At 79.3% G+C, this 26,837-nt stretch carries 28 protein-coding genes; 11 read left to right on the forward strand and 17 right to left on the reverse strand.

What is annotated here, in order from left to right; all coding sequences use genetic code 11:
• Window positions 1-85: 85 nt before the first annotated feature.
• Both D5H78_RS00005 and D5H78_RS00010 read right to left on the reverse strand, forming a co-directional pair.
• On the reverse strand, window positions 86-409 hold the full coding sequence (locus D5H78_RS00005) for a hypothetical protein (protein ID WP_119948378.1): 324 nt from the start codon (window positions 407-409) through the stop codon (window positions 86-88).
• 57 nt (window positions 410-466) lie between these two features.
• On the reverse strand, window positions 467-991 hold the full coding sequence (locus D5H78_RS00010) for a MarR family winged helix-turn-helix transcriptional regulator (RefSeq protein ID WP_218566055.1): 525 nt from the start codon (window positions 989-991) through the stop codon (window positions 467-469).
• Window positions 992-1,071: 80 nt separating this feature from the next.
• Here D5H78_RS00010 and D5H78_RS00015 point away from each other — a divergent pair, with 80 nt between their 5' ends.
• On the forward strand, window positions 1,072-2,061 hold the full coding sequence (locus D5H78_RS00015) for an alpha/beta hydrolase (RefSeq protein WP_119948380.1): 990 nt from the start codon (window positions 1,072-1,074) through the stop codon (window positions 2,059-2,061).
• The gene (locus D5H78_RS00020; RefSeq protein ID WP_119948381.1) at window positions 2,054-2,407 is read left to right on the forward strand and encodes a nuclear transport factor 2 family protein; all 354 of its coding nucleotides are present in this window, start codon (window positions 2,054-2,056) and stop codon (window positions 2,405-2,407) included. The genes D5H78_RS00015 and D5H78_RS00020 overlap by 8 nt, the downstream gene beginning before the upstream one ends.
• A 44-nt stretch (window positions 2,408-2,451) precedes the next feature.
• Here the strand turns inward: D5H78_RS00020 and D5H78_RS00025 are convergent, their stop codons facing one another.
• The 3 genes from D5H78_RS00025 to D5H78_RS00035 all read right to left on the reverse strand — a co-directional run bounded on the left by D5H78_RS00025 (window position 2,452) and on the right by D5H78_RS00035 (window position 4,770).
• The gene (locus tag D5H78_RS00025) at window positions 2,452-3,399 is read right to left on the reverse strand and encodes a phosphotransferase enzyme family protein (RefSeq protein WP_119948382.1); all 948 of its coding nucleotides are present in this window, start codon (window positions 3,397-3,399) and stop codon (window positions 2,452-2,454) included.
• Window positions 3,400-3,426: 27 nt separating this feature from the next.
• On the reverse strand, window positions 3,427-4,287 hold the full coding sequence (locus D5H78_RS00030) for an alpha/beta fold hydrolase (RefSeq protein WP_119949213.1): 861 nt from the start codon (window positions 4,285-4,287) through the stop codon (window positions 3,427-3,429).
• Between the two features lie 120 nt (window positions 4,288-4,407).
• The gene (locus tag D5H78_RS00035) at window positions 4,408-4,770 is read right to left on the reverse strand and encodes an ArsR/SmtB family transcription factor (RefSeq protein WP_119948383.1); all 363 of its coding nucleotides are present in this window, start codon (window positions 4,768-4,770) and stop codon (window positions 4,408-4,410) included.
• A gap of 101 nt (window positions 4,771-4,871) precedes the next feature.
• Here D5H78_RS00035 and D5H78_RS00040 point away from each other — a divergent pair, with 101 nt between their 5' ends.
• The 5 genes from D5H78_RS00040 (at window position 4,872) to D5H78_RS00060 (ending at window position 8,866) form a co-directional block, all read left to right on the forward strand.
• A complete protein-coding gene (locus tag D5H78_RS00040; protein ID WP_119948384.1) occupies window positions 4,872-6,176 on the forward strand; it encodes an NAD(P)-binding protein in 1,305 nt (434 codons plus the stop codon).
• 31 nt (window positions 6,177-6,207) lie between these two features.
• Window positions 6,208-7,335, forward strand: coding sequence for an ACR3 family arsenite efflux transporter (gene arsB, locus D5H78_RS00045; RefSeq protein ID WP_119948385.1), 1,128 nt, complete (start codon window positions 6,208-6,210; stop codon window positions 7,333-7,335).
• 58 nt (window positions 7,336-7,393) lie between these two features.
• Window positions 7,394-7,807, forward strand: coding sequence for an arsenate reductase ArsC (locus D5H78_RS00050; RefSeq protein ID WP_119948386.1), 414 nt, complete (start codon window positions 7,394-7,396; stop codon window positions 7,805-7,807).
• A 10-nt stretch (window positions 7,808-7,817) separates the two neighbouring features.
• Window positions 7,818-8,357 (forward strand): GNAT family N-acetyltransferase, encoded by a 540-nt coding sequence (locus D5H78_RS00055; RefSeq protein WP_218566056.1) that lies wholly within the window; start codon window positions 7,818-7,820, stop codon window positions 8,355-8,357.
• Between the two features lie 71 nt (window positions 8,358-8,428).
• Complete coding sequence (locus D5H78_RS00060; protein WP_119948387.1) at window positions 8,429-8,866, forward strand: VOC family protein; 438 nt, start codon at window positions 8,429-8,431, stop codon at window positions 8,864-8,866.
• A 20-nt stretch (window positions 8,867-8,886) separates the two neighbouring features.
• On the opposite strand, the gene D5H78_RS00065 is transcribed toward D5H78_RS00060, so the two are convergent.
• The 3 genes from D5H78_RS00065 to D5H78_RS00075 all read right to left on the reverse strand — a co-directional run bounded on the left by D5H78_RS00065 (window position 8,887) and on the right by D5H78_RS00075 (window position 11,332).
• Complete coding sequence (locus D5H78_RS00065; RefSeq protein WP_119948388.1) at window positions 8,887-9,393, reverse strand: DUF3291 domain-containing protein; 507 nt, start codon at window positions 9,391-9,393, stop codon at window positions 8,887-8,889.
• Window positions 9,394-9,493: 100 nt separating this feature from the next.
• Entirely contained in the window at window positions 9,494-10,174 is a 681-nt protein-coding gene (locus D5H78_RS00070) for a class I SAM-dependent methyltransferase (protein ID WP_119948389.1), read from the reverse strand.
• 135 nt (window positions 10,175-10,309) lie between these two features.
• Window positions 10,310-11,332, reverse strand: coding sequence for an aldo/keto reductase (locus D5H78_RS00075; protein WP_119948390.1), 1,023 nt, complete (start codon window positions 11,330-11,332; stop codon window positions 10,310-10,312).
• A gap of 35 nt (window positions 11,333-11,367) precedes the next feature.
• Between D5H78_RS00075 and D5H78_RS00080 the strand changes: the two genes are divergently transcribed.
• Window positions 11,368-11,967 (forward strand): TetR/AcrR family transcriptional regulator, encoded by a 600-nt coding sequence (locus D5H78_RS00080; protein WP_119948391.1) that lies wholly within the window; start codon window positions 11,368-11,370, stop codon window positions 11,965-11,967.
• 12 nt (window positions 11,968-11,979) lie between these two features.
• On the opposite strand, the gene D5H78_RS00085 is transcribed toward D5H78_RS00080, so the two are convergent.
• Window positions 11,980-12,642, reverse strand: coding sequence for a 4a-hydroxytetrahydrobiopterin dehydratase (locus D5H78_RS00085; RefSeq protein WP_218566057.1), 663 nt, complete (start codon window positions 12,640-12,642; stop codon window positions 11,980-11,982).
• 47 nt (window positions 12,643-12,689) lie between these two features.
• Window positions 12,690-13,166, reverse strand: a complete 477-nt coding sequence (locus D5H78_RS00090) for a nuclear transport factor 2 family protein (protein WP_119948392.1) — start codon at window positions 13,164-13,166, stop codon at window positions 12,690-12,692.
• Between the two features lie 99 nt (window positions 13,167-13,265).
• Here D5H78_RS00090 and D5H78_RS00095 point away from each other — a divergent pair, with 99 nt between their 5' ends.
• Window positions 13,266-13,883 (forward strand): maleylpyruvate isomerase N-terminal domain-containing protein, encoded by a 618-nt coding sequence (locus D5H78_RS00095; protein WP_119948393.1) that lies wholly within the window; start codon window positions 13,266-13,268, stop codon window positions 13,881-13,883.
• A 9-nt stretch (window positions 13,884-13,892) separates the two neighbouring features.
• Here the strand turns inward: D5H78_RS00095 and D5H78_RS00100 are convergent, their stop codons facing one another.
• The 6 genes from D5H78_RS00100 to D5H78_RS00125 all read right to left on the reverse strand — a co-directional run bounded on the left by D5H78_RS00100 (window position 13,893) and on the right by D5H78_RS00125 (window position 20,016).
• Window positions 13,893-14,534 carry a response regulator gene (locus D5H78_RS00100; RefSeq protein ID WP_218566058.1) on the reverse strand — a complete coding sequence of 214 codons (642 nt, stop codon included), beginning with the start codon at window positions 14,532-14,534 and terminating at the stop codon, window positions 13,893-13,895.
• Window positions 14,531-16,474: a sensor histidine kinase gene (locus tag D5H78_RS00105; RefSeq protein ID WP_119948394.1), complete on the reverse strand. Its 1,944-nt coding sequence runs from the start codon at window positions 16,472-16,474 to the stop codon at window positions 14,531-14,533. Before D5H78_RS00105 ends, D5H78_RS00100 begins: the two co-directional genes overlap by 4 nt.
• A gap of 127 nt (window positions 16,475-16,601) precedes the next feature.
• Entirely contained in the window at window positions 16,602-17,312 is a 711-nt protein-coding gene (locus D5H78_RS00110; RefSeq protein ID WP_218566060.1) for a hypothetical protein, read from the reverse strand.
• Between the two features lie 164 nt (window positions 17,313-17,476).
• Window positions 17,477-17,989, reverse strand: a complete 513-nt coding sequence (locus D5H78_RS00115) for a cupin domain-containing protein (RefSeq protein WP_119948395.1) — start codon at window positions 17,987-17,989, stop codon at window positions 17,477-17,479.
• A gap of 41 nt (window positions 17,990-18,030) precedes the next feature.
• Window positions 18,031-19,011, reverse strand: coding sequence for an NAD(P)H-quinone oxidoreductase (locus tag D5H78_RS00120; RefSeq protein WP_119948396.1), 981 nt, complete (start codon window positions 19,009-19,011; stop codon window positions 18,031-18,033).
• 33 nt (window positions 19,012-19,044) lie between these two features.
• A complete protein-coding gene (locus tag D5H78_RS00125) occupies window positions 19,045-20,016 on the reverse strand; it encodes a potassium channel family protein (RefSeq protein ID WP_119949218.1) in 972 nt (323 codons plus the stop codon).
• Between the two features lie 197 nt (window positions 20,017-20,213).
• Between D5H78_RS00125 and D5H78_RS00130 the strand changes: the two genes are divergently transcribed.
• Window positions 20,214-22,121 carry a putative bifunctional diguanylate cyclase/phosphodiesterase gene (locus D5H78_RS00130; RefSeq protein ID WP_119948397.1) on the forward strand — a complete coding sequence of 636 codons (1,908 nt, stop codon included), beginning with the start codon at window positions 20,214-20,216 and terminating at the stop codon, window positions 22,119-22,121.
• A gap of 6 nt (window positions 22,122-22,127) precedes the next feature.
• Here the strand turns inward: D5H78_RS00130 and D5H78_RS00135 are convergent, their stop codons facing one another.
• The gene (locus D5H78_RS00135; RefSeq protein WP_119948398.1) at window positions 22,128-23,264 is read right to left on the reverse strand and encodes a molybdopterin-binding protein; all 1,137 of its coding nucleotides are present in this window, start codon (window positions 23,262-23,264) and stop codon (window positions 22,128-22,130) included.
• A gap of 190 nt (window positions 23,265-23,454) precedes the next feature.
• On the opposite strand from D5H78_RS00135, the gene D5H78_RS00140 reads away from it, so the two are divergent.
• A complete protein-coding gene (locus D5H78_RS00140; protein ID WP_119948399.1) occupies window positions 23,455-26,811 on the forward strand; it encodes a sensor histidine kinase in 3,357 nt (1,118 codons plus the stop codon).
• Window positions 26,812-26,837: the final 26 nt, after the last annotated feature.

The raw sequence follows: 26,837 nt of genomic DNA on the forward strand, positions 1-26,837 counted from the left end.
GTGGGTCGACCCCGAGCAGCGGCCCCGCCGCCACGAACGCCACCTCGCCCAGCGCCTCACCCGACCCGCGTGAGGCTGTGGCACGTCACGTCGACGACCCGCCACGGCCGGTTCCCGTGCCAGGTCCGGCCCCGGCGCGTCGACCGATCCGCAGTGCGACGAGCAGCAGGGGCGCGGCGAGGAGCCCGTACGCGACCCCACCGGCGACCGTCCCCTCCCACGGCAGGTGCAGGGCGCAGGCGGCGGTGCCGCGCCACTGCACCGTGCAGTCGCCGGTGCGGGCCAGGCCGTAGCCCAGGCCGCTCGCCCCGACCAGTGCGGCGACGACCGGGTGCCGGAGCGCGAGCTCCCGGCCGCGCCAGCGCGCGCACGGAGGTCGCAGCGCGCTGGTGCCTCTGCGACCGGCCACGCGGGCCCATCGGCCGTACGGGCAGCCGGCTGAGCCCAGGGAGCAGCGGCGCCGCCGTCAGTCCCCGTCGCCGAGCCCAGCGAGCCGGTGCTGCGGCGCACCGGGGCTCGGCAGGGTGCCCTCGGCGAGCAGCTGCGCGTGGACCTGCTCGAGCGCCGTGCGCAGCGGCGCGAGGAGCGCGGGGTCGAGCCCGTCGAAGAACAGGGTCCTGACCAGGCGCGCGTGGTCGGGGGTCGCGGCGAGCAGCGCCGACCTCCCGGCGTCGGTGAGGGTGGCGTCCGTGGCCCGGCGGTCCGAGCCGGACGCGGTGCGCGCCACGAGGCCCCGCCCGCTCATCCGCTGCAGGTGGTGGGAGAGCCGGCTGCGCTCCCAGCCGATGCGCGCGGCCAGCGCACCGACCTGCAGCCGCTCGCCCGGGGAGTCCGCGAGGGCGTTGAGCACGTGGTAGTCCGGGAGCGACAGCGGGCTGTCCGCCTGGAGCTGCCGGTTCATCTCGTACGTCATCCGCAGCGCGACCCGCATCCACGCGAACCAGACCTCCTGCTGCTCCGCCGTGAGCGCGTCCCGAGGGGGCTGGTCCATGGGTGACATGTCATGTAGTTTGCGCTCGTCCTCCCGCGGACGTGGGGACGACCCGCCGACGACCACCCGGAGGTGCCCCCATGAGCGAGCCCGTCGAGCCCGTGCTCGAGGCCCCGGCGCAGGCGTTCGCCGACGCGAACAGCACGCCGCCGTTCCTCTTCCAGCTGCCGCCCGAGGAGGGGCGGCGGATCGCCGTCGCCGTGCAGACCGACCCGCCGCCGCCCCTGCTCGACGCCGACGTCACGGACCTGACGGTGCAGGGCGGGCCGACCGGCTCCGTGCGGGTGCGGATCGTCCGGCCGTCGGGCGCGACGGGCGTGCTGCCGGTCGTGCTCTACGTGCACGGCCTGGGATGGGTCTTCGGCGGCCCCGACACCCACGACCGGCTGGTCCGCGAGATCGCCGTCGGGACGGGCGCCGCCGTCGTCTTCCCCGACTACGACCTCGCGCCCGAGGCGAAGTACCCGACGCAGGTCGAGCAGGTCTACGCCGTCCTGGACTGGATCCGGGACCAGGGCGCGGACGAGGGGCTCGACGCCGCGCGGATCGCCGTGGCCGGCGACTCCGTGGGCGGCAACATGGCCACCGTCGCGACGATCCTGGCCAAGCAGCGCGGCGGCCCGGCCCTCGCGGGGCAGCTCCTCTACTACCCCGTCACGGACGCGCGCTTCGACACCGGCTCGTACGAGCAGTTCGCCGAGGGCTACTTCCTCGCCCGCGAGGGCATGCGCTGGTTCTGGGACCAGTACACGACGGACCCGGCGGCACGCGCGGGGATCACCGCGTCCCCGCTGCGGGCGACGACGGAGGACCTCGCCGGGCTGCCCGAGGCGCTCGTCGTCGTCGCCGAGGCGGACGTGCTGCGGGACGAGGGCGAGGCGTACGCGGCCAAGCTGCGCGCCGCCGGCGTCCCCGTGACGGCGGTCCGCTACGGCGGGATCATCCACGACTTCGTCGGCCTGAACCCGCTGCGGCGCACGTACGCCGCCGAGGCGGCCATCGCCCAGGGCGTCGCCTTCCTGTCCCGCGTCCTCGGCACGGACGAGGCAGCCGGGGCCGGGCGTGGCTGACACCGCCGAGCTCCTGCGGGCCAACCTGCTCGACGTCTTCGGCGAGCGGGACCCCGAGCGGCGCCGGGCGGCCATCGAGCGGACGTACGCCCCCGACGTCACCTTCTCCGACCCCGACGAGACCGTCACCGGGCACGACGCGCTGGGCGCCAAGGCGCAGCGGATCCTCGACGAGGCCCCTGGCTTCGTCTTCGCCCCCGCGGGGCCGGTCCTCGTCAACCACGACCTGGGCTACCTCGCCTGGGGCTTCGGGCCCGCCGGGCAACCGCCGGTCGTGCGCGGCGCGGACGTCGCGCTGGTCGCCGACGGCGCCATCAGCAGGATCTGGACCTTCCTCCTGGACTGAGCCGGCGGCCCCGGCCGGGACCGTCCCTGACGGCGGCGCGGGCGTCACGCCCGCGCCGCCTCCAGCAGGACGTGCAGCCGCTCTCGGGAGTGCAGGTCGTCCAGCACCTCGGCAGCCCGCTGCGCGCTCGGAGCCCCACCCGCCGCGAGCCACTGCTCGACCGCGTCCTCGAGCAGGTGGCCCAGCTGGGCGACGAGCATGCCGAACTGCCCGAGCCGGCGCAGCCGCGCGGGCCCGCCGGCGGCCTCGTACGCGGCGACGAGCCCGCGCGCCCGCGACGGGTCGTCCCGCGCGAACTCGAACAGGACGTAGCCCAGCTCCTGCGCCGGGTCCGCGGGGCCGCTCTCGTCCCAGTCGAGGACGCAGAGGCCCCCGCCCCGGGTGCCGCGGAGGTTGTCCGCCCACAGGTCGCGGTGGCAGGTCAGCAGGTCCTCGGGCGGCGACACGAGGGCGTCGAGCGCGACCAGCTCGGCCCGGGCGGCCGCGAGGGACGCGCCGAAGGGGGCGCCGGCGGCGAGCGAGCGGGCCGCGAGGCGGTCCCAGGCGGCGGCGCCGACGGGCGCGCCGTACCAGGGCCCGACCGGGCCCCGCGCGGGCCCGCCCGCCCGGTGCGCCGCGGCCAGGACCCGCCCCACGGCCGCGGGGTCCAGCCGGTCGTCCGGGGGGTCGACGTCCACCCACCCCTGCACCCGGACCGCCCGGCCGTGCAGCACCGCGACCGCGGCCCCCTCCCGCGTACGGCGCACCGCGGGCGCCGGCACCCCGCCCCGTCGCGCCGCCTCCTGCAGCCGCGCCGCAGCCTCCGCCGCGCGGGTCGTCCCGGCCACGGCGGACGCGTCGCCGACGGGCGCGTCCGCGACCTTCACCGCCCAGGTGCCCGTCGTGGTCACCAGGCGCCGCACGGCACCCCGCAGCCCCCGCGCCGCGGGTGCCGCGGGCACGACCACCACGTCCCCGAGCCCGAAGCGGTGCGCGACCTCCGCGGCGTCCACCGAGCCCCGGCCCCCCGGTCCCGGCCCTCAGCCCTCGAGGACCTCGCGCAGCCGCTTCCCGAAGGCCTCGGGCTCGCCGGTCTGGCCGTACTCGCCGCCGAGGAAGCCGCCGTGGTCGCCGGGGAACACCGTCAGCTCGACCCCCAGCCGGCGGGCCATCCCCTCGGCGCCGCGGCGGGCCATCTGGGCGCCGGACGCCTCGCCGGCGGCCACGACGACCCGCGTCGGCGCCACGCGCAGCGCGGCCAGGTCGTGCTCGTGCCCCGTGCTCGCGAGCATGTTCCGGCCGAGCAGGGGGTCGTCGCGGGTGCCGTCGTCGTCCGCGGGCATCCCGAAGGCGGCGGGGTCCGGCGGGTCGGCGAGGAAGCCGTCCGGGAACGGGCCCTCGTGCGCCACGACCGCGATGAAGGCGGCCATGCCCGCGCCGTGGCCCCGCTCCTGGTAGACCTCCGCCACCCGGCGGCACGCGGCCAGCGCCTGCTCCCGGTCCGGCAGCACCGGCGCGGACGCGGGCTCGTGCGCGACGAGGGTCCGCACGTCCCGGGGGTGCCTGACCACGAGCTCGAGGGCGTTGACCGCGCCGCCGCTGCTGCCGAACACGTCCACCGGACCGCCGCCCACCGCCCCGACGACGGCGTGCAGGTCCTCGGCGTGCTCCGCCACCTCGGTCCGCACCCGCCCCGACGTGACCCGGCTGCGCTCCACGCCCCGCGGGTCGTACGTCACCACGGTGCGGTGCGGGAAGTGCCCCGCCAGCGTGGCGAAGCCGGCGGCGCCCATGGGCGACCCGACGAGCAGCAGCGGCGGCTCGTCGCCGGTGCCCTCGCGGACGTCGTACGCCAGGACGGCGCCCGGCACCTCCAGCGTGCGCGTGGTGGGCTCGGTCATCGCGGTCTCCTCGGGCTCGTCCGCCGCCATCATCCGGTACGACCGTCGCCCGGGGCCGGGCTCATCGGCGCGGGGAGCGTCCGCCCCGCGCGGGCCCCCGGTGCGCCCGCGAGGGGGCGCTCAGCAGCAGGACAGGGTGAGCGTGCGGCCCACCGCGCTCACCGAGTCCGGGACGAGCCGGTAGAACACGTTGGCGCCGCGGCGCTCCTTCTCGACCAGGCCGGCCTGGAGCAGCTGCTTGAGGTGGTGGCTCACCGTCGGCTCGCTCAGCCCCACGGCCGGCGCGAGGTCGCACGTGCAGGCCTCGAGCGCGGGCCGGGCCAGCAGGTAGCTGACGAGCTGCACCCGCACCGGGTCCGCGAGCGCCTTCAGCCGCACGGCGAGGGCGACCGCGGTCTCGTACGGCAGCGCCCCGGGGGCGGCGTCGAGCGGTCCGCACCGCAGCGGGGCGGTGTCCTCCAGCACGGGCAGCGTCTTGGGCACGAGGGCGATGGTGCCACGCTCCTTGACGTACGTCGAAGGGCTCCGGCACAGTGACCGCGTTCGACGAACGTCGAAGGACCGCCACGGGAGGGCCACCGGCCATGAGCAGCAGCACCGCGGACCTGCCCGTCGTGGTCGTCGGCGCCGGGCCCGCCGGGCTCGCGGCGGCGGCGCACCTCACGGGGTACGGCGTCCCGCACGTCGTGCTCGAGGCCGGCGACCGCGCCGGGGCGGCGGTGCTCGGCTGGGGCCACGTGCGCACCTTCACCCCCTGGCGCTGGCTCCTGGACCGCCAGGCGGCGGGGGTCCTCGCCCCGACCGGCTGGGTCCGACCGGAGGGCGAGGTGCCGCCGACCGGCCGGGAGCTCGTCGAGCGCTACCTCGAGCCCCTCGCGGCGGCGCTGGGCACCGTGCGCACGGGCGCCCGGGTGGTGGCCGTGGCCCGCGAGGGCATGGACAAGGCCCGCACGACCGGTCCGGACGCCCGCCCCCTCGTCGTGCGCGTGCGCCGCCGCGACGGCTCGCTCGAGGAGCTGCGCGCCCGCGCGGTGCTCGACGCCTCGGGCACCGGGGAGCGGTGCCCGCTCGGGGCGAACGGCCTGCCGGCGCTCGGCGAGGCCGAGGCGCGCGCGGCGGGCCTGGTCGTCGGGGGCCTGCCGGACGTGCTCGGCGCCGACCGGTCCCGCTTCGCGGGCCGCCGCACGCTCGTCGTCGGGATGGGCCACTCCGCGGCCGGCACGCTCCTCGCCCTGGCCCGTCTCGCCGAGGAGGAGCCGGGCACGGAGCTGCTGTGGGCGATCCGCTCGCGCACCCCGCGCCGGCTGTACGGCGGGGGAGCGGCCGACCAGCTCCCGGCGCGGGGCGCGATCGGCAGCCTGCTGCGCGCGCTCGTCGCGTCCGGGCGCGTGGAGCTGGTGCCCGGCTTCCGCACCGCGCGGCTCGACCTCGTGCCCACCGCGGACGGTCCGGCCGTCGACGTCACGGGCAGCGACGGGTGGAGCGAGCGGACGCTGACCGGGGTGGCGACCGTGGTCGCGGCCACCGGCTCCCGCCCCGACCTCGACGTCCTCTCCGAGGTGCGCCTCGACCTCGACCCCGGCCTGGAGGCGCCCCGGGCGCTCGCCCCGCTCATCGACCCCGAGCACCACTCCTGCGGCACCGTCCCGCCGCACGGCCACCACGAGCTCGCCCAGCCCGAGCCCGGGCTGTGGGTCGTGGGGTCCAAGTCGTACGGCCGGGCGCCCACCTTCCTCGTCGCGACCGGCAACGAGCAGGTGCGCTCCGTCGTCGCCGCCCTGGCCGGCGACACCGCCGCGGCCGACGAGGTGCGCCTCGACCTGCCCGCCACCGGCGTCTGCTCGACCGACCTGCGCCCGGACCCCGAGCCCGCCGCCTGCTGCGGCTGACCGGCCCACCACCCCCACCGAGAGGCAGCACGTGAGCGACGTCGTCGCCGAGACCCCGCGCCGCGGCGAGGACGCCCCCGTCCTGGCCCGGCTCTCCACGCTCGACCGGTTCCTGCCGCTCTGGATCGTCGCTGCGATGGCCGCCGGGCTCCTGCTCGGGCGCGCCGTCGACGGCCTGGACGACGCGCTCGACGCGGTCCGGGTCGGCGACGTGAGCCTGCCCATCGCCCTCGGCCTGCTGCTCATGATGTACCCGGTCCTGGCCAAGGTCCGGTACGGCGAGCTGGGCGCGGTCACCGGCGACCGGCGGCTGCTCGGCGCCTCGCTGGTGCTCAACTGGGTCGTCGGGCCCGCGGTGATGTTCGCCCTCGCCTGGGCCTTCCTCGCCGACCACCCCGAGTACCGCACCGGCCTCGTCATCGTCGGGCTGGCCCGCTGCATCGCCATGGTCCTCATCTGGAACGACCTGTCCTGCGGCGACCGCGAGGCCGGCGCCGTCCTCGTCGCGATCAACGCGGTGTTCCAGGTCGTGGCCTTCGGCGCGCTGGGCTGGTTCTACCTGGACCTGCTCCCCGGCTGGCTGGGGCTGGACCAGACCTCGCTGGACGTGTCGGTCTGGGACATCACGCGCTCGGTGCTGGTGTTCCTCGGCATCCCGCTCGTCGCCGGCTACCTCACCCGCACCCTCGGCGAGCGGCGCCTCGGGCGGGAGGCGTACGAGTCCCGGGTCCTGCCGCGGATCGGCCCGTTCGCGCTGTACGGGCTCCTCTTCACCATCGTGGTCCTCTTCGCGCTGCAGGGGGGCACGATCACCAGCCGCCCCGGCGACGTCGCCCTCATCGCGGTGCCGCTGCTGGCGTACTTCGCCCTGCTGTGGGCCGGGTCGATGGTGCTCGGCCGCGCCCTCGGCCTCGGGTACGCCCGCTCCGCCACCCTGGCGTTCACCGCCGCCGGCAACAACTTCGAGCTGGCCATCGCCGTGGCGATCGGGGTCTTCGGCGTCACCTCCGGACAGGCCCTCGCCGGGGTCGTCGGCCCGCTCATCGAGGTGCCCGTCCTCGTCGGCCTGGTGTACGTGAGCCTCTGGGCCCGCCGCTTCTTCCCCGGCACAGGCACCGGGGCGCCCCCTGCCGCCACCCCCCTCGGAGGGCACCGGTGACAGGGCACGACGCGCCGCCCGCCCCCTGACGGACCACGACCCCACCACGGAGGCCCCGATGCCCGACAAGCCCAGCGTCCTCTTCGTCTGCGTCCACAACGCCGGCCGGTCCCAGATGGCCGCCGGCTGGCTCAGCCACCTCGCCGGCGACGCGGTCGAGGTGCGCTCCGCCGGCTCCGAGCCCGAGGACCGGGTCAACCCCTCCGCGGTGCGGGCCATGGCCGAGGTCGGGATCGACATCGCCGGGCAGCAGCCGAAGGTCCTCACCCCCGAGGCCGTGCAGGCCTCGGACGTCGTCATCACCATGGGCTGCGGCGACGCCTGCCCGGTCTTCCCGGGCAAGCGCTACCTCGACTGGAAGCTCGACGACCCCGCCGGCAAGGACGTCGACGCCGTACGGCCCATCCGTGACGAGATCCGCCGCCGCGTCGAGGTCCTCCTGCGCGAGCTCGTCCCGGCCGGCGGCGCCTAGGCTGCCGCCCGTGGTCGACGGCGCGGGGGTGGGGGTGCGGCTCGTCGAGCCGGCGGACGCGGGGACGCTGTCCCGGCTGCTCGTCGCCAGCCGCGAGCACCTCGCCCCCTGGGAGCCCGAGCGCGGGCCCGAGCACCTCACGCCCGCCGGGCAGGAGGCGGAGGTGGACAGCGCCCTGCGGCGGCACGCCGACGGGACCTCCGTACCGCTCGTCATCACGCTCGACGGCGACGTCGTCGGGCGCATCACCGTCGCCGACGTCGTCCGGGGGGCGTTCCAGTCCGCGCACCTCGGCTACTGGGTGGCGCAGCACGTGACGGGTCGGGGGGTGGCGACGGCGGCGGTCGGGCTCGCCGTGCGCCTGGCGTTCGAGGAGCTCGGCCTGCACCGGCTGCAGGCGGACACGCTCGTGCACAACGTCGCGAGCCGCCGCGTCCTGGCCCGCAACGGCTTCGAGCGGATCGGGCTGGCCCCGCGCTACCTGCGCATCGCGGGCACCTGGCAGGACCACGTCCTGCACCAGCGGCTCCACGAGCCCGACCCCGCGTAGCCGCGCTGCAGGGGCTGGACAGGCCGACCGGGACGCTGTTGCCTGCTCCCGAGCCCCCGGGAGGAGACGCCATGGCCCGCGACGTCCAGGTGACCTTCGACTGCGCCGACCCCGCGGCCCTGGCCGCGTTCTGGGCCGAGGCGCTCGGCGCCGCCGTGCAGGCCCCGCCGCCGGGGTACGCCTCGTGGGACGAGGCCCTGGAGGCGTTCGGGGTGCCGCCGGAGCGGCGCAACGACGCCTCGGCCGTCGTGGACCCCGACGGCAGGGCGCCGCGGCTGTTCTTCCAGCGGGTGCCCGAGGGCAAGCAGGTCAAGAACCGGGTCCACCTCGACGTGCGGGCCGCGCCGGGGCTGTCCGGCGAGGAGCGGATGGCCGCGCTCGAGGCCGAGGCCGAGCGGCTCGTGGCGCTGGGCGCGCGCCGGCTGGAGCGGCACGAGCCGTCGCCCCCGCTCGACGCGGGGCACGTCGTCATGGCCGACCCCGAGGGCAACGAGTTCTGCCTCGACTGACCCGCGCCGAGCGGGCCCGCTCAGACCGCGCCGCGGGCCGCCGGCGCGGCCGCGCCGGCGGGCCCCTCCCCGTCGCCCGGTGCCGGCCAGGGGTGCCGCGCGGTGAAGGCGTACGCGGTGGGGCCGTGCTCGCGCAGGTGGCGCAGCCGCTCCGCGGCGTCGGGCATCCGGGGCCGGCGCCCCACGGGGACCCACCAGAGCGCGCTCGTTGGCTCCGGGTGCCGGGCGAACCACTCCCGGCGCCGGCGCAGCGCCTCGCGGTGCAGGCCGTCGTGCACGAAGCGGTCCAGCGCCTCGAGGGACTCCCAGACCGACAGGTTGACCACGAGGCCGGCGCTGTCGCCGAGGTCCCAGGAGAACGGGTGCGTACGGCGTCCCGCCGGCACCGTCACGTGGGTGCGCCAGACGAACCCGGGCGCGGCGGCCCCCTCGGCCTCGACGGGCCCGGAGGCGGTGACGAAGCCCGCCGAGCCCGGCGACGGCAGCGGCGCGAGCAGCCGCGACACGTTGACCTGCGCGAGGTGCACGGGCGTCCTCCCGACCCGGTGGCGCCGACCCGGTGGCGCCGGGCGGCGGCCCGGCGCGGCGGCGTACGGCCCATCGAACCGCACGCCGCCGCGCCGCGGGTCAGCTCCGGCGGACCGCCCGGACGACGGCGTCGTGCAGGCGCCGCTGCCGGCCGTCGGGGGCGGTGACGTCGCGCTCGTGCTCCTCGGCGGTCACGACGTCCCACGCCGCGGGGTCGAGCCGTGCCACCACGTCGGCGACGCCCACCGTCGCCCCCTCCGGGTGCCCGTGCCCTGCGCCGTGCCCCGCGCCGTGCCCTGCGCCGTGCCCCGCGCCGTGCCCCGCGCCGCGCAGGTGCCCGACGACGAGCAGCGTCCCGCCCGGCGCGACCCACCCGGCCAGCCGGCCGTAGAACGCGAGCTGCGGCATCGCCGGGTGGGCGTAGTGCGTCGTCACCAGGTCGAAGCGCCGCCCGGGGTCCCAGGTCGTGAGGTCCGCCCGCACCCACGCGACGGAGCCGGCGCCCGGACGGCCCGCGGCGCGGGCGAGCGCCTCGGCGGAGACGTCCGCGCCGACGACCCGCCAGCCGCGGCCCGCGAGCCACAGCGCGTCCCCGCCCTCGCCGCAGCCGGCGTCGAGGGCGTCGCCGGGCGCGAGGCCCTCGACCTCGCGGACCAGGTGCGGGTTCGGAACCGCCCGGTGTTCGCCCGGGCGGCCCTGAGCCCGCTGCCAGTGCTGCTGCCAGTACGGCGCGTCGAACCCGTGCTCCTGCGGGGCCCGCGCCCCCTCCTGCTCGGCCATCGCCGTCCTCCCCGTGCCTCGTGCGGCCGGCCGGACGCGTCCCGGCCCGTCCCGGCACCGGCCCGTCCCGACCAGCGGCAGGGTGCCCGAGGCCGTGCCGGGAGCGCGAGCCCGCGTGCCGGGACGGCAACGGACTCAGCGCCGGCGCGCGGCCGCGGTGAGCGCGGGCGAGGTGGACATCGCGTCGGCCGGGTCCAGCGTCGTACCGGGCGGCACGACCGCGTCGATGCGGTCGAGGAGGTCCTCCGGCAGCTCGACGTCGGCGGCGGTGAGCTGGGACTCGAGGTGCTCGAGCGTGCGCGGCCCGATGATCGCGGTGCTCACCGCCGGGTGGCGCAGCACGAAGGCGATGGCCATCTCGACGAGCGTCAGGCCCGCCTCCGCGGCGAGGTCCGCGAGCGCGTCGGCGGCCTCGAGCTTGCGTCGGCCGGTCGGGGACGAGAGGTCGTACCGCGCCGGGAACCGCCCGGCCCGCCGCGACGCGGGCGCATCCTGCCCCGTGCGGTAGCGGCCGGTGAGCCAGCCCCCCGCCAGCGGGCTGTAGGTCAGCACGCCCATCCCGTGGCGCAGGCAGGTGGGCAGCACGTCGGTCTCGACGCCGCGGACGAGCAGCGAGTACGGCGGCTGCTCGGTGCGGAACCGCTCGCGCCCGCGCCGCTCGGCGGTCCACTGCGCTTCGACGATCTCCGACGCCGGCACCGTGGAGGCGCCGACCGCCCGCACCTTGCCCTGGGCGACGAGGTCCGACAGCGCGCCCAGCGTCTCGTCGACGTCGGTCGCGGGGTCGAGGCGGTGCACCTGGTAGAGGTCGATCCAGTCGGTGCGCAGCCGCCGCAGCGAGGCCTCGACCGACTGCACGACCCAGCGCCGGGACCCGCCGCGGTGGTTGGGGTCGGCGTCGAACGGCAGCCCCACCTTGGTGGCGAGGACGACGCCGTCGCGCCGCCCGCCGGCCAGGGCCCGGCCGACGATCTCCTCGGACTCCCCGCCGGAGTAGACGTCGGCGGTGTCGATGGTGGTGATCCCCGCGTCCAGGGCGCGGTGCACGAGGCGCACCGCCTCGTCGTGGTCGGGGTTGCCGGCGCCGCCGAGCATCATCGCGCCGAGGGTGAGCTCGCTGACGGCGATGCCGGTGCGCCCGAGCGGTCGGTGGTCCACGGGTCCTCCGGGTGGGTGGGGGGTACGCTCCCGGCATGACCGGAGAGCCTGTCCAGATCGACGGTAGTGGACAGGCTGTCCGCTTGCAACCACCGGCCCGCCGCGCGGACGCCCGGCGCAACCGCGACAAGGTGCTCGCGGCCGCCCGTGCGGCCTTCGCCGAGGGCGGTGAGACCTCGATGGCGGCCGTCGCCCGCCGGGCGGGGGTCGGCATGGCCACGCTCTACCGCAACTTCCCGGGGCGCCGGGAGCTGCTCGAGGCGGTGTACGCCGACGAGGTCGCCACCGCGCTGGAGGCGGCGCGGGCCGCCGCGGCGGCCGACGACCCGGGAGCGGCCCTCGCGGGCTGGGCGCGCTCGTTCTTCGCCTTCGCCCGGGCCAAGCGCGACGTCGTCGCCGAGCTGCTGGCGCAGCCCGGGCACGACGCGGCCGGGATCGGGGAGGGGCGGGAGGCGCTGGTCGCGGCCGTGCGGCCGCTGCTCGCCCGCGCGCAGGCGGCCGGGCGGGCGCGCGCCGACCTCACCATCGAGCAGGTCGTGGACCTCGTGCTCGCCGTCGCCGCCGTGCGCGGGCCCGCCGAGCACGTCGAGCCGCTCCTCGAGACGGTCCTGGACGGGCTGGTGCGCCCCGGGTGAGGACGGGCGGGCTCAGCCCCGCCCCTGCCACGTGCACAGGCAGACCCGGTTGCCCTCGGCGTCGGCGAGCACCCAGGAGCGGGGGGCGTGCGCGTCGCTGACCAGCGTCCCGCCCGCCGCGACCGCGGCGTCGATCCGCGGCTGCACCTGCGCCGGGTCCAGCCAGAGGTCGGGGTGCCACCGCTGGCGCGGCTCCTCGGTGCCGGAGCGCTGGAACCGGACCGGGGGCAGGGCGCCGTACGGGTCGCGGAGCTCGTCGTCGACCCCCGGCGCGGTCCGCCCGTCCATGCCGAGCACCGCCCGCCAGAAGGGCTGCACGGCGGCGCGGTCGGGGGTGTCGAGGGCGAGCTCCAGCCGCGACACCGTGCTGCGGTCGAGCCCGACGCCGAGCCCCTCGGCGATGCTGGTGACCGTCCTGGCTAGGCGGACGTCGCGCCCGGTCACGCCCCAGGCGTCGTGGCTCGTGAGGCGCAGGTCGACGTGCGCGTAGCGCAGGTCCACGTCGGGGTGGTGGTCCGCCTCCTCGGCGGCCGCGCCGACCGCGGCCACGAGGGCCAGCCCGGTCGCGAAGTCCCCCGTGCGGGCACGGGTCTGCAGCCCGCCGAGGAGCAGCGCCCACCCCTCGAGGCCCGCCGCCGCCACCTGCTCCCCGGTCAGCCGGGTGCGCCCGCCCACGGGCACCACTCTGGCCCTGCGCGCGGCGGTGCGGAAGGGGGTGGCGGTCAGGCCGGGGGCGGCGCCCCGCCGAGGTCGCCCCGCGCCATCGCCGCCAGCTGGTCCATCCCGACCCGGTGCACCAGGGCGTCGGCGTGGCGGTGCACGAGCTCCCAGCCGGCGCCGGCCCGGCGCAGGACGAGCGTGACGCGCAGCGACCAGTCCTGCTCGGGGAACGGGCCCACCAGGCCGCGCTGGCGCTCGACGGCCACCAGGACGACCACGTCGCGCGACGTGTGCGCCGCGTGGACCTCCAGGTCCGCCTCGCCGCCCCGGAAGTACTCCGCCGTCGCCCGCACGTGCTCGTCGGAGAGGTCGAACCCCCGGACCGCGCCGCCCCCGTCCGGCGGGAACAGCGAGGAGCCCTCCGCGTGGGGCAGGAGCCGCGCGTACTCCCGCAGGTCGCCCCCCAGGTACGCGACCGCGGCGCGCCGGGCGCGGTCCACCAGCCCCGCCACCTCGTCGTGCGCCGGTCCCTGCTCCATGCCGCCCCCCTCGCCGTCGGGCCCCGTCCCCTGAGGGAGGGGCCGGGAGGTCCCCCTGATGCACCGCGCGGGCGGCCCGCCGCCCCCTAGCCTCCCGGCATGACCAACGGATGGGACGCCTCCCGCCGCGCGTACGCCGACGCCGCGGCCTGGCTCGTGCGCGCCGCCGCCCTCGTCGGCGACCGCTGGGAGCGGCCGGGGCTCGGCGCGTGGGACGTGCGCGCCCTCGTCGGCCACGCGAGCCGCTCGTTCCTCACCGTCGAGGAGTACCTCGCGCGGCCGGCCGCGGCCGTGGAGGTCGCCAGCGCCCCCGACTACTACCGCGCGGTCCGCGCCCTGGCGTCCGGGCCCGGGGTGGTGCAGCGGGGCCGCGACGCCGGTGCCGCGCTGGGCGAGGACCCCGCCGCGGCGGTGGCCGCGCTCGCGGCCCGGGTCGTCCGGCTCGTCGAGGGCTGCGACGGGACCGAGCTCCTCACCACGCTGGCCGGCGGGATGCGGCTCGACGCCTACCTGCCGACGCGCACCGTCGAGCTCGCCGTGCACGGCGCGGACCTCGCCGCCGCCCTCGGCCTGCCCCCGGACGTCCCGGCGACGGCGGCCCGCGAGGCGCTCGCCGTCGTCGTCGACCTCGCGGTCGCGGACGGCACGAGCGGGCCGTTGCTGCTCACCGCCACCGGGCGGCGCACGGGGCTGCCGCCGGGGGCGTCGGTGCTCTGAGGGTGCCCCTCAGTCGGCGCCCAGCCCCGCCTCGCGCGCCCGGACGATCGCCGCGGACCGGTCGGGCAGGGCGAGCTTGGCGAGGACGTTCGCCACGTGGTTGCGCACCGTCTTGGTCGACAGCACGAGCCGGCGGGAGATGGTCGTGTTGTCGTAGCCGCGGGCGACGAGGTCGAGGACCTCGCGCTCGCGGTCGGTCAGCTCCGGGAACGGCACGGCGGACACGGACCGCGCGCCGGAGAGCGCCGCCAGCGCCCGCGCGGCCACCTGCGGGCCGAGGATCACCTCGCCGTTGGTCACCGCGCGCACCGCCCGCTCGACCTCCGCGGGGGAGGCCCCCTTGAGCAGGTAGCCCTGGGCGCCCGCCCGCAGCGAGGCCACGACGGACTCCTCGTCCTCGAGCATCGTCACCACGAGCACGCGCAGGTGCGGGTGCGCGCGGAGCAGGTCGCGGGTCGCCTCGATGCCCGACTCGTCCCCCAGGTGCAGGTCCATGAGCACCACGTCGACGCCGTCGCCGACGACCTCCAGCGCCTCCGCGCGCGAGGCCGCCTGCGCCGCCACCTCGATGCCGTCGAGCGTGCCGAGCAGCGCCGCCATGCCCAGCCGGAAGACGGGGTGGTCGTCGACCACCGCGACGCGCACGCTCACCGCAGCCCCACCGGCAGCTCGGCCCGCACGCGGGTGCCGCGCTGCAGGGGCAGCACGGCGAGGCTGCCGCCCTGCTCCTGCGCCCGCTCGCGCATCGAGCTCGTGCCGACGCCGGGGACCGCGTCGGCGGGCACCCCCGTCCCGTCGTCGTCGACGACCACGAGCACGGCGTCCTCCACGACGACCTCGACGGTGCACCGGGTCGCGCCGCTGTGGCGGGCGACGTTGGTCACCGCCTCGACCACGATCCCGTACGTCGCCGCGGCCAGCCGCGGCTCCAGCCCGTCGGCGCCGTCGCAGCGCACCTCGACCTCCAGCCCGGCCTCGCGGTGCCGGGCCGCCAGCTCGGACAGCGCCGGCCCCAGCCCGAGGGTCTCCAGCGCCGGCGGCAGCAGGCTGCGCGAGAGGGCCCGTACGTCGTCGACCCGCGCGTCGAGCTCGGCCTGCAGCGCCGCCAGCAGCTCCCCGGCCGCGGCCGGGTCGGTGGCGACGAGGTTGCGCGCGCCCTGCAGCGCCAGGCGGATGCCGGCCAGCGACGGGCCGAGCCCGTCGTGCAGCTCGCGCCGGACGACCCGCCGCTCCTCGAGCCGTACGGAGGTGAGCCGGTCGCGCGCCGCCTCCAGGTCGCGCGAGGTGCGGGCCAGGGCCACGCCCGCGGACACCACCGAGGCGAGCTCGTCGAGCGCCCGCCGCTCGCGCGCGCCCAGCGCCTCGCCCGGCGGTGCGGTCACCCGCAGCACCGCCACCTCCTCGGTGCCGTGCACGAGGCGCACGTCGACCGGGGTGCTCGTCGGGGCGCCCCAGGCCGCGGCCGTCGCGCCCTCGACGACGAGCTCGGCCGACTCCAGCCGCAGCGCCGCGCCCACCGTCTCGACGAGGCCGGCGAGCAGCTCGTCCGCGGTCTGGGCGCGGCCCAGGTGACGGCCCAGCCGGCGCACCGTGCGCGTCGGCTCCACCGCGTCGCCGTGCACCAGGCGCGTGACCCGCCGCTGCAGCCAGGTGCGCGCCGGCTGCACCGCCACGGCGACGGCGGCCGCGGCCAGCACCTGGTCCCCACCGGGCAGCAGCCGGGCCGCGACGGTGGCGACGGCGACGTAGAGCACGACGAGCCCGGTCGTCAGCAGCCCGCCGAGCACGGCCCGGCTCACCGGCAGGTCCAGGCCCCACATGCGCTGGCGCAGCACCGCGACGAGCACCGCGCCCGGGAACACCGCCTGCGCCGCGAGGTGCAGCGAGGGCAGGAACCACAGCGGCAGGACCGTCCAGAGCGACGGGACCGCGAGCGGCAGGAAGGACAGGGCCATGACGAGCGTGCCGACGGCCAGCCAGCCCAGCCCGACCCGCTCCGCCACCGGCCCGCGGGCGCGCCGCAGCGCGGCGTCGGCCGCGGCGAGCAGCCCGACGGCGATCGCGGCGAGGTAGAGCGGCGGCTCGTCCCCGTCGCGGTGCAGGACGTTCACCGCCGTGACCGCCACGGTCAGCGCGGAGCCGGCGGCCAGGCCCCAGCGGGCCCGGCCCAGCGGGTGGTCCCGCACGAGCCACGGCACGACGAGGAAGAGCGCGAGCGTGCCGGGGACCCAGGCGATGCCCTGCAGGTCGACGAGCCACGGCAGCGGCGGCACCGCCGGCCGGGCCCGGGACAGCTCGCCCCAGGCGTACCCGAGCGCGGCGAGGCCCCCGCCGACCGCGGCGAGGGCCAGGAGCCACGGCACCACGTGCCGGCGGCGGGACAGCACGACCGCGGCGACGGTGCCGTACACGGCGGCGACCGTCACGTCGACCGCGTAGAACCACAGCCCCTCGGTCGCCGGCGGGCGCGCCGCGGCGAGGAGCACCGCCGAGGCGAGGCCGAGCCCCCACGCCAGCAGGCCGACGGCCGCCGCGGTGCGCGGCAGGCCGCCGGCCGTGGTCGGTCCCCCCGGGGCCGGGCCCCGCCGCACCCCCGTCGCGGCGGGACGGGCGGTCCCTGCGGGAGCGCTCCTCAGATCGGTCACGGCGGGACTGTAGGTCGTCACCGTCGGACTCCTCAGCGCTTCCGGGGGACCGGTGCCCGGGGGACCCGGGGCCTCAGGCCCGGCGGTCGCCGGCCAGGAAGGCCAGCGAGGCCACGAGGACCCACACCGGGCCGAGCATCCCGGCCAGGTACTGCAGCGGCGAGACGCCGAGCAGCACCGTCAGGCCGCCGAGCACGGCGCTGGTCCAGCCGAGCCAGCGCGGCGCGGCCCCGTGGCGCAGCGCCGCGACCGCGACGCACAGGGCGGCGACCCCCGCGCCGACCCAGAGCCACGGCACCGTGCCGGTCCAGTGCCCGAACCACACGGCCACCTCGGGCACGATCACGTCGTCGTCCGAGGCGAGGGCGAACGCCATCTCCGTCGTCAGCGCGGTGCCCATGAGGCCCGCGACGGAGACGAGCAGGAGGCCGTACGAGGCCACCTGCGGCAGCAGCCCGTCGGCCGGCGCCTGCGCCGCCAGCCGGCGCCGCAGGCCCGCCGCGAAGACGAGCAGCAGCAGGGCCGAGACCATCGTCGCCACGTGGAAGACGAGGATCGCGGGGACCTGCTCCCCCAGCCGCTCGGCGATCGCGGCGGCGTCGCCCTGGATCTCCGGGTCGTAGACCGCGTCGACCCCCATGCTGGCGGCGATGCCGGCGCCCCCCAGCGCCCCCGCCGCCAGCCCCGCGACCGCCCAGCCGCGGCCCGTACGGGCCCCCCGGCCCGTCCGGTCCCCCCGTGCCGCCGCGCCCCGCGCCGCCGGCACCGTCGTCGTCGTGCTCACTGCGTCCCCCTGGTCCGGCCCGGTGCTCCCGGGCCCTCGCGTCGGGGCCGCCCCCCGCGGCCCCGTCCCCCTCAGCGGGGGCACCGCAGACTCTGCGGCGCCCGGCGTCCCGGGTCCCAGGGGCGCGCGTCCCGACCTGGCGGGCGGTCGCGCGGGGGACGGGGCTAGTCCCCGACCCACCAGGTGTCGTGGCGGGCGTAGAACTCGGCCATCTCCTCGTCCGACGGGCGCTCCCCGCCGAGCGAGAGGTGCGCCAGGCCCTCGAAGTAGCGCTCCCGCGGGGCGCCCGGGGAGAAGAGGATGAGCATCGAGGCCGGCTCCCCGGACTCGTTGCGGAAGCCGTGGACGCCGCCCTCGGGGACGTGGACGAAGTCGCCGGGGCGCGCGTCCGCCCACCCGGTGCCGTCGTGCAGGCGCACGACGCCGGAGAGCACGAAGAAGGCCTCGGAGATGGTCCGGTGCACGTGCGGGGAGGGCCCGCTCGGCTCCGGGCCCATGTCCCAGCGGTAGAGGCCGTAGTCGCCGCGCGTCGTCGCCCCCGTGGCGAGGTGGTCGCAGGAGCCGGTGCGCGACACCACGTCCGGCGGGCCGCCCGCCCGGCGCCAGCGGGCCGACGCGGCCGGCGGGCCCTCGTGGCGGGCCGGCGGGTAGGGGTGCGGCGGCAGGAAGAACGACACGGGGCCTCCCGGGGGCTGGCGGTCGGCCCAGCCTGGCGCACTCAGCCCCGGACGAGCAGGACCTTGCCGACGTGGGTGCCCGACTCCAGGTGCGCGTGCGCGGCCGCGGCGTCCGCGAGGGGGAAGCGGCGGTCCACGACCGGGCGCAGCGCGCCGGCGGCCACGAGCGGCCAGACGTGCTCGCGCACCGAGGCCACGACGGCGGCCTTCTCGGCCACGGGGCGCGAGCGCAGGCTCGTCGCCAGCAGCGCCGCCCGCTTGGCCATGAGCGCGGACAGGTCGAGCTCGGCGCGCCGCCCGCCCTGCAGCCCGATGACGACGAGGCGCCCGTTGACGGCGAGCGCCTCGACGTTGCGCTGCAGGTACGCCGCGCCGACGACGTCGAGCACGACGTCCGCGCCGCGGCCCCCGGTCGCGCCGCGCACCGCCTCGACGAAGTCCTCGTGCCGGTAGGACACCGCCACGTCCGCGCCGAGCCCGCGGCACCGCGCGAGCTTCTCCGGCGTGCCCGCCGTGACGACCACCTGCGCGCCGAGCGCCTTCGCGAGCTGGATGGCGGTCGTGCCGATCCCCGAGGCGCCGCCGTGCACGAGCAGCGTCTCGCCGGGCTGCAGCGCCGCGAGCACGAAGACGTTGGACCAGACCGTGCAGACGGTCTCGGGCAGCGCCGCGGACTCCTCGAGGGACAGCCCCCCGGGCCGGGGCAGCAGCTGGCCCGCCGGCACGGCGACCCGCTCGGCGTACCCGCCGCCGGCGAGCAGCGCGCACGCCTCGTCGCCCAGGGCCCAGCCGTCCACGCCCTCGCCGAGCGCCGCGACGCGGCCCGACGCCTCCAGCCCGGGGTACGCCGGCGCGCCCGGCGGCGGGGGGTAGTGCCCCTGCCGCTGCAGCAGGTCGGCCCGGTTGACCGCGCTCGCGGCGACGTCGAGCACGACCTCGCCCGGGCCGGCCACCGGGTCGGGGACCTCCGCCCAGGTGAGGACCTCGGGACCGCCGGGCTGGGGGATCGTCACGGCTCGCACGGCCCGGACGCTACCCGCCGGGGCGGGCGCCGCTCACCGCGCCAGGTCGTCCTGCGACGTGGCGTGCGGGCCCCGGGTGTCGAGCACGACGAGGCGGTCGTCCTGGCGCAGCTGCTCGCAGGCCGGGTCGTCGTAGAGCCGGACCTTCCCGTTGCGCACCACGGCCAGCACGATGTCCGGCAGGTCCTTCACCGAGCGCCCCACCTCGCCGGTGCGCAGGACGCGCTCGGTGAGCTGCAGGCCCGAGCCCGGCACCAGCAGGTCCTCGAGCACCTCGCCGAGGCTCGGGTTGGTGCTGGCCACGCCGAGCAGGCGGCCGGCGGCGTCGGAGGAGGTGATGACGGTGCTGGCGCCGCTCTGCTGCAGCAGCGGGGCGTTCTCCGACTCGCGCACCGAGGACACGATGACCGCGTGCGGGTTGAGCGCCCGGGCGGTGAGGGTGACGAGGACGGCGGTGTCGTCGCGCTGGGCGGCGACGATGATCCGGCGGGCGCGCCCCACCTCCGCGCGCGCGAGCACCTCGCTGCGCGTCGCGTCGCCGACCACGCCGGCGATGCCCTCGCGGTTGGCGTCCGCGACGGCCTCGGGCGAGGGGTCGACGACGACGATCGACGTGGGGGGCGCGTCCTGGCCCAGCAGGGTGCGCACCGCGCTGCGGCCCTTGGTGCCGAACCCGACGACCACGGTGTGGTCCTTCAACGCGCTCCTCCAGCGGTCGACGCGCCACTGCTCGCGGCTGCGCTCGGTGAGGGCCTCGAGGGTGGTGCCGACGAGGATGATGAGGAACAGGACCCGCAGCGGGGTCACGACGAGGACGTTGACGAGCCGCGCCTGGTCGGTGACCGGGGTGATGTCGCCGTACCCGGTCGTGGACAGGGTGACGGTCGCGTAGTACGCCGCGTCGAGCAGCGTCAGGCTGCCCACCTCGTCGCCGTCGCGGTAGCCGTCGCGGTCGGCGTACACGATCCCGACCGTCGCGGCCAGGACGGCGGCGGCGACGACCATCCGCTTGAGCACCTGGGCGAGCGGCCCGGTCTCCGGCCGCGGCAGGGACACCGGCCCGGGGCCGGCGGCGGGCCGCCGGCGCCGCGGGAGCAGGGACCGCGGGATGCGCTGCGGCAGGTGGGGGTCCGCGCTCACGCGGGAGACCGTACGGCAGGCCCGGGGGCTCAGGTCGACACGGCCCCGGCCGATGGCGTGGCGTGCCTCGTCGTGATCATGCGCGCTGCGCCGCGTCGCAGGGCGAGCCCGCGCTGTGGGCCGGGCACCTGCGCGCCGGCGCCGCGCTCGCCGCCGGCACCGCCCTGCTGGTGGCGGCGTACGTCGTGCTCGGCGACCGGCCCGCCGCGGCGCTGCTCGTGCCGACGGCCCTCGCCGTCGCGGCCCTCAGCCCGCTCCTCGTGCGGCTCCCGCGCTCGCGGGCCGGCCAGGTCGCGCTGTACGGGTGGTGCAGCGCGCTGTGCGTCGTCCTCGGCGTCGCGGCCGCGCTCGACGGCGGCTCCGCGAGCCCGCTGCTGGCGGTGCTGCCGCTCGTGCTCGCCTTCTCCTCGCTGACCTGCCCGCCGCTCGGGCTCGTCGTGCTCAGCGCCGTCGTCCCGCTCACCGGGCTCGCCGTCCTCGTCGTCGCCGGGCCCGTCACGCCCGCGGCGACGCTGCTCGTCGTGCTGCTCCTCGCGCAGTCGGCCGTCGGGCTGGCCTGCCGCGAGTCCCAGTGGTCCAGCCTGCACCGCCAGCTCGAGCTCACCCGCCGGCTCGAGGGCATGGCCCGCGAGGACCAGCTCACCGGGCTCCTCAACCGCCGCGAGGTCGACGAGCGCCTCGCCGCCGCCCTCGCCGCGGACGCGCCCGCCGGGCGCTGCACCGGGGTCGTCGTCCTCGACCTCGACGGCTTCAAGGACGTCAACGACTCGCTGGGGCACGCCGCGGGCGACGCCGTGCTGCAGGAGGTCGCCGCGCGGCTGCGCGCGGTCGTGCGCGAGGGCGACGTCGTGGCGCGCCTCGGCGGCGACGAGTTCCTCGTCGGCCTGCCCGGGCTGGCCTCGCCCGCCGACGCCGAGCGCGTCGCCGCGGCGCTGCGCGGGGCGCTCGGGGCCCCGTACGCCACGAGCGCGGGCGCCGTCGTCCTCGGCGGCAGCGTCGGCGTGGCCGTCGCCCCGCAGGACGGGTGCGACGAGGTCGACCTGCTCAAGCGGGCGGACCTCGCGATGTACCGCGCCAAGCGCGGGCACGCCGGCTGGGCGCGCTACGACGTCGCGGCCGACGCGGACCCCCGGGGCCGCCTCGAGCTGCTCGCCGACCTGCGCGCGGCGATCGACGGGGGCGGGCTCCGGCTCGCGTACCAGCCCGTGGTGCTGCTCGGCACCGGCGAGGTGTCGAGCGTGGAGGCGCTGCTGCGCTGGGACCACCCCCGCCTCGGGCCGCAGAGCCCGGCCGACTTCGTCGCGCTCGCCGAGTCCGCCGGCCTCGTCGGCGCGCTCACCGACGCCGTCGTGACGATGGCCGCCGCGCAGGCGGCGGCCTGGGACCGCGCCGGACGCGCGCTGCCCGTCGCGGTCAACGTGAGCAGCAGCGACCTCGCCCGCCCCGGCTTCGCCGCCCACCTGCTCGGGCTCGCTACGGCGCAGGGCTGCGACCCGCGGCTCCTGCGCGTAGAGGTCACCGAGACCTCGCTCGTCGAGGAGCGCGCGGTCGCGGTGCTGCGCGAGCTCGCGGCGGCGGGGCTGCGCGTCGGGGTGGACGACTTCGGCACCGGCTACTCCTCGCTGGGGCGGCTCAAGCAGCTGCCGGTGCAGGCGCTGAAGATCGACCGGTCGTTCGTCACCGGGCTGCACGAGGACCGCCGCGACGTGGCGATCGTCCGCGCCGTCGTCGCGCTCGCGGACGAGCTCGGGCTCAACGTCATCGCCGAGGGCGTCGAGACCGCCGACGTCGCCCGGACCCTGCACCGGCTCGGCGTGCCGAAGGCGCAGGGCTACCTCTTCAGCCGCCCGCTGCCCGCGCACGAGCTCGAGGCCGCGCTGGACGCCGGACGGGTCGGCGCCCCCGCGGAGCCGAGCGGGGCCGCGGAGCCGGACGGGGCCGCGGCCCGCGCCGGGGCCGCGGCGGGCTGACGCGCGTCAGCGGGGGAGGTCGAGGACCTCGTACGGCCCCTCGGACGCCCCCTCGCCCGGCGGGACGACCGCGACGCCGTCGGCCGCGGCGAGGCCGCGGAGCATCCCGGGGCCGGTGTGCGCGCAGGGCGCGCCGTCGCGGACCGGGACGAGCCGGGTGGCGCGCCCCGCGGGGAGCGGCGCGGCGAGCGCGCAGCGGCGGCCGGCCCCGGCGCCGAGCAGCGGGGCGACGAGGGTCAGCACCCCGGCCGCGGCCGCGAGCGGGTTGCCCGGCAGGCCGACGACGGGGGTGCCGTCCGGCAGGCGCGCGAGCAGCATCGGGTGCCCCGGGCGCACGTCGACGGACGGTACGAGGAGCCGGGCGCCGAGCCGGCGCAGGACGGGGCGCAGGTGGTCCGCCGGGCCCGCGGCGGTCGCGCCCGTGGTCACGACGACGTCCGCGGGCCGGGCGAGGGCCGCGGCGAGCGCGTCGGGGTCGTCCGGCACGCGCTCGGTGCGCGGCGCGGCGCCGAGGGCGCGGAACCAGGCCGGCAGCGCGGGGCCGAGCGCGTCGCGCACCTTGCCGTCGCGGGGCGGGCCGGCGGCGAGCAGCTCGTCGCCGACCACGAGCAGGGCGAGGCGGGGGACGGCGCGCACGGCGAGGTCGTCGTGCCCGGCGGCCGCGGCCAGCGCGACCACGGCCGGCGTCGCGCGGGCGCCGGCCGGCACCAGCGGGGTGCCGCGCAGCACCTCCTCGCCCCGCGGGCGCACGTCGCGCCCGGCGGCCGGGGCCCCGGGGGCGGCGGCGCGCAGGGTGCCGCCCTCGACGCCGCCGTGCTCGCGGCGCAGCACCGCCTCGGCGCCCGGGGGCAGCCAGGTGCCGGTGGCGACCACCACGGCCGTACCGGGGGGCAGCGGCGCCGGGCGCTGGCCGGCGAGCACCGCCCCGGTGACCTGCCAGGGGCCGGGCCCGGCCACCGCCCAGCCGTCCATGGCGCTCGTCGGGGCCGGGGGCAGGTCCGCGTCGGCCACGAGGTCGGCGGCGAGCGCGCGCCCCGCCGCCGCCGCGAGCGGCACCCGCTCCACGGGCAGCCCCGCGCGCAGCCGCGCGCCCTCCGCCCCGGCGGCGTCGCGCGCCGCGGACCAGGGGAGGGCGTCGGGCACGCCGCGACGCTAGCCGCCGGGGCCCCACCACGCGGGACCCGCCCCTGTCACGCAGGCGCGCCGGCGCGTCCGGGGGACACGGGGTCAAGCCGCGGGGCCGGCGTGCCGAGGGAGGACCGGGGCCGCCGCCGCGGCCGCGGGCGACCAGCGCCCGCCCACCCACCACCGACCCCTCCAGGAGATGCGTCAGATGCCGCGACCGGTGCTCGGGATCAGGGCCACCCTCCTCGCGCTCGTCGCCGTGCCCGTCGCCCTGCTGCTCGTCGTCGCCGGGCTGCTCGTGGCCGACGGCGCGACCCGCGGCGGGGCCGCGGACCGGGTGCAGGAGCTGACCGCGGCCGCCGGGTCCGCCGGCGCGGCGGGCGACGCCGTCGTCCGCGAGCGCGGCGCGACCGTGCGGGCGCTGCACGGGGGCCCCGCCGCGCTCGGCGCCCTCGCCGACGCGCGCGGGCTCACCGACGCCGCCCTCGCCCGCGCCGCCGTCGACGCGGCCCGCCAGGACGACGGGGCCGCCGCCGAGGTCGCCCGCACCGGGCGCGACGTGGCCGCGGCGCGCGCCGCCCTCGACGCCGACCCGCTCGCCCGTCCCGCCACCGTCGACGCGCTCACCGCCGCGGGCGACGCCCTCGACGCGACCGAGTCCTCGCTCCTCGCCGCCCTGGACGCCCAGGCCCGCGAGGACGCGGCCTCCGCGGCGGGGCAGGCCCGTACCGCGGCAGCGCTCGGCGCGCTCGGCCTGGTGGCCGGCGCCGCCCTCGTGCTCGGCGCCGCGCGCCGCCTCGCCGGCCGGCTCGTGCGGCTCGCCGCCGCCGCGGACGCGCTCGGCGCGGCCCTGCCCGCGGTCGTCGCCGGTGGGCCGGACGCCGCCCTGCCCGAGCCGCTCGTCCCCGTCGAGGGCGACGACGAGGTCGCCCGCGTCGCCGCCGCGCTCGGCGCGGTCGGCGCCACGACCGTCGAGCTCGCCCGCGAGCAGGCGGCGCTGCGCGAGGGGCTCGCCGCGACGTACGTGCACGTCGCCCGCCGCAACCAGGGCCTGCTCGGCCGCCAGCTCGCCGTCGTGGACCGGCTCGAGCGCAGCGAGGAGGACCCCGACCGGCTCGAGGAGCTCTACCGCCTCGACCACCTCGCGGCGCGCATGCGCCGCGGCGCCGAGAGCCTGCTCGTGCTCGCCGGCGTCGACGCCAACCGCCGCCTGCGCCGTCCCATGCCGCTCGTCGACGTCGTGCGCACCGCCGCCTCCGAGATCGAGCAGTACGACCGCGTCGACGCCCCCGACGAGCACGGCGACCTGCTCGTCGACGGCCGCGCCGCGCTGCCCGCCGCGCACCTGCTCGCCGAGCTGCTGGAGAACGCCGCCCGCTCGTCCGACCCGGGCACCCGCGTCACCGTCACGGCCGAGCCCGCCGGCGACGGCGTGCGCCTCGTCGTCGCCGACCGCGGCATCGGCATGGCGGACGGGGAGTACGAGGCCGCCACCGCCCGCGTGGCCTCCCCGCCGCCCGTCGGCACCGCCGTCAGGCAGCGCCTCGGCCTGCTCGTCGTCGGCCGCCTCGCCGCGCGCCTCGGCGCCACCGTCGTGCTGCGCGCCCGGGACGGCGGCGGCACCGTCGCCGAGGTGCTCCTGCCCGCCCCCGTCCTCGCGCGGGGCCGGGCGGGGACCGCGGCGCGCGGCGCCGCGCCCGCCGCCGCTCCCGCGCCGTCCACCGCTGCGGCGACCGGGGACGCTGCGGCGGTCCCCGTCGCCGCGCCCGCCGCCGCCGCCGAGGACGAGCCGGCGCTGCTGCCCGGCCTGGACGCGGTGCGCGACGCCGCCGAGTACGTCGAGCCGCGCCGCTCCCTCCTCGGCCGGCTGCGCCGCGGCCCCGCCGCGGGTCCCGCTGCTGCCGCCGCCCCTGCCCCTGCCCCTGCCTCTGTCTCTGCCGCCGGCCCCGATGCGGCGGGCGGGGAGCCCGCGGGCGCCGCGCCGGTGGCGCCCGCCGGGCCGGCGCCGGTGTACGCCGCCGCCGTCGACGTCCTCCCCGTCCGCGGCCGCGGCCGCCGGGGCCGCGGCGCCGCGCCCGCCGTGCCCGCCGTGCCCGCCGTCCCCGCTCTGCCTGCCGTCCCCGCCGCCGGTGCGGGCGGCGCCGTCGCGCCGTCGCCCTCGGCGCCGTCGCGCCCCGCTGCCGGCCCCGCTGCCGGCCCCGCTGCCGGCCCCGCTGCCGGCCCCGCTGCCGGCACCGCCGGCGGCCCCGCTGCCGGCCCCGCCGGCGCCGGGTCGGCGGCCTCGGCCGGGGCGCCGGCCGGTCCCGGGCCGTCGTCGGTGCCCGCCCCGGCGGGCCTGCCGCCGCGGTCGTCCGCCGCCGGCCGCGCCGCTGGCGCCGCACCGGCGCCGCAGGTCGCGCCGCACGCCGCACCGCACGCCGCACCGCAGGCCGCGCCGCAGGTCGCGCCGCTCGTCCGGCGCGCGGCCCCCGCCGGCCCCCCCGCCGGTGCCCCCGCGAGCGCCCCCGTGGTCCCGGGCCTCGCGCCCGGCCTCGCCCCCGGCGTCGCGCCCGCCCCGGCACGGACCGCCGCTGCCCCCGCCCCCGCGGCCGGCGCCACCCCCGTGGCCGGCGCCGCGCCCGCTCCTGCGCGCACTCCTGCGCCCGTGCCCGTGCCCGCCCCGACGGGCGCCTCGGCCGACCCGTGGGCCGCGCCGGGCAGCGCCCCGCTGCCCCCGGGCACCGTCCCGGGTGCACCCGCCGGCGCATCGCCCGGCGCGTCCCCCGGTGCACCCGTCGGTGCACCTGCCGGTGCGCCCCCGGCCCCCGCCGCCACCGGCAGCCCCGCCGTGCGCGGGGGCGCGGGCACCCCGACCGTCCCCTTCGCCCCCGACGCCCCCGCTCCGGCGGGCACCCCGTCCGCGGCGACCGGTGCCCCCGGTGCCCCGGGTGCCCCCGGTGCTCCCGGTACCGCCCTGCCGCAGCGCGGTGCAGCGCCGCAGCGCCCCGCACCCGCTGCGCAGGCCCCCGTGGCCGGGCTCGACGGGCGCGTCGAGGACTTCGCCGCGGCGGCCCGGGCGGCCGTGGCCGCGTCCCTGCCGGACTACCGGCCGGTCGCCGAGCCGGGGCGCCCCGCGCCCGCACCGGTCGTCCCGGCCGGGGGCTGGGACGCGCCGGAGGCCGCGGAGACGGTCTCCGGCGGGGCGCAGCTGGCCTCGGCCGCCCTGGCCGAGCTGACCCGGCTCTCCCAGGGCTACGCGCCGGAGCAGACCCGGGTGGAGGGTCCCGCTGGGCTCGCCCGCCGCGCTCCGCGCACCGGGACCGCCGCCGGCGCGACCGCCGCCTCCGCGGGCGCGCCGGGCGGGGCCGCCGCCGCGGGCTCCCCGGCCGCATCGCCCGCACCGGCCGCACCGCCCGCGCAGCCCGCACCGCGGTCCCGCGACGCCGAGCAGGTCCGCTCGCGCCTGAGCGGCTTCCGCCAGGGCGTCGAGCGCGGCCGCTCGGCCGCCGCCCGCGGGGCCGGGGGGGAGGCGCCGGTCCGCCCCGCCGCCCCCGCCGCCACGCCCGGCAGCACCGGCACCGCCTGACCCGGCCCGTCCCCCGTACCCCTCCG

This window comes from Vallicoccus soli (genome assembly GCF_003594885.1).
In the GTDB taxonomy this organism is placed as follows: Bacteria; Actinomycetota; Actinomycetes; order Motilibacterales; family Motilibacteraceae; genus Vallicoccus; species Vallicoccus soli.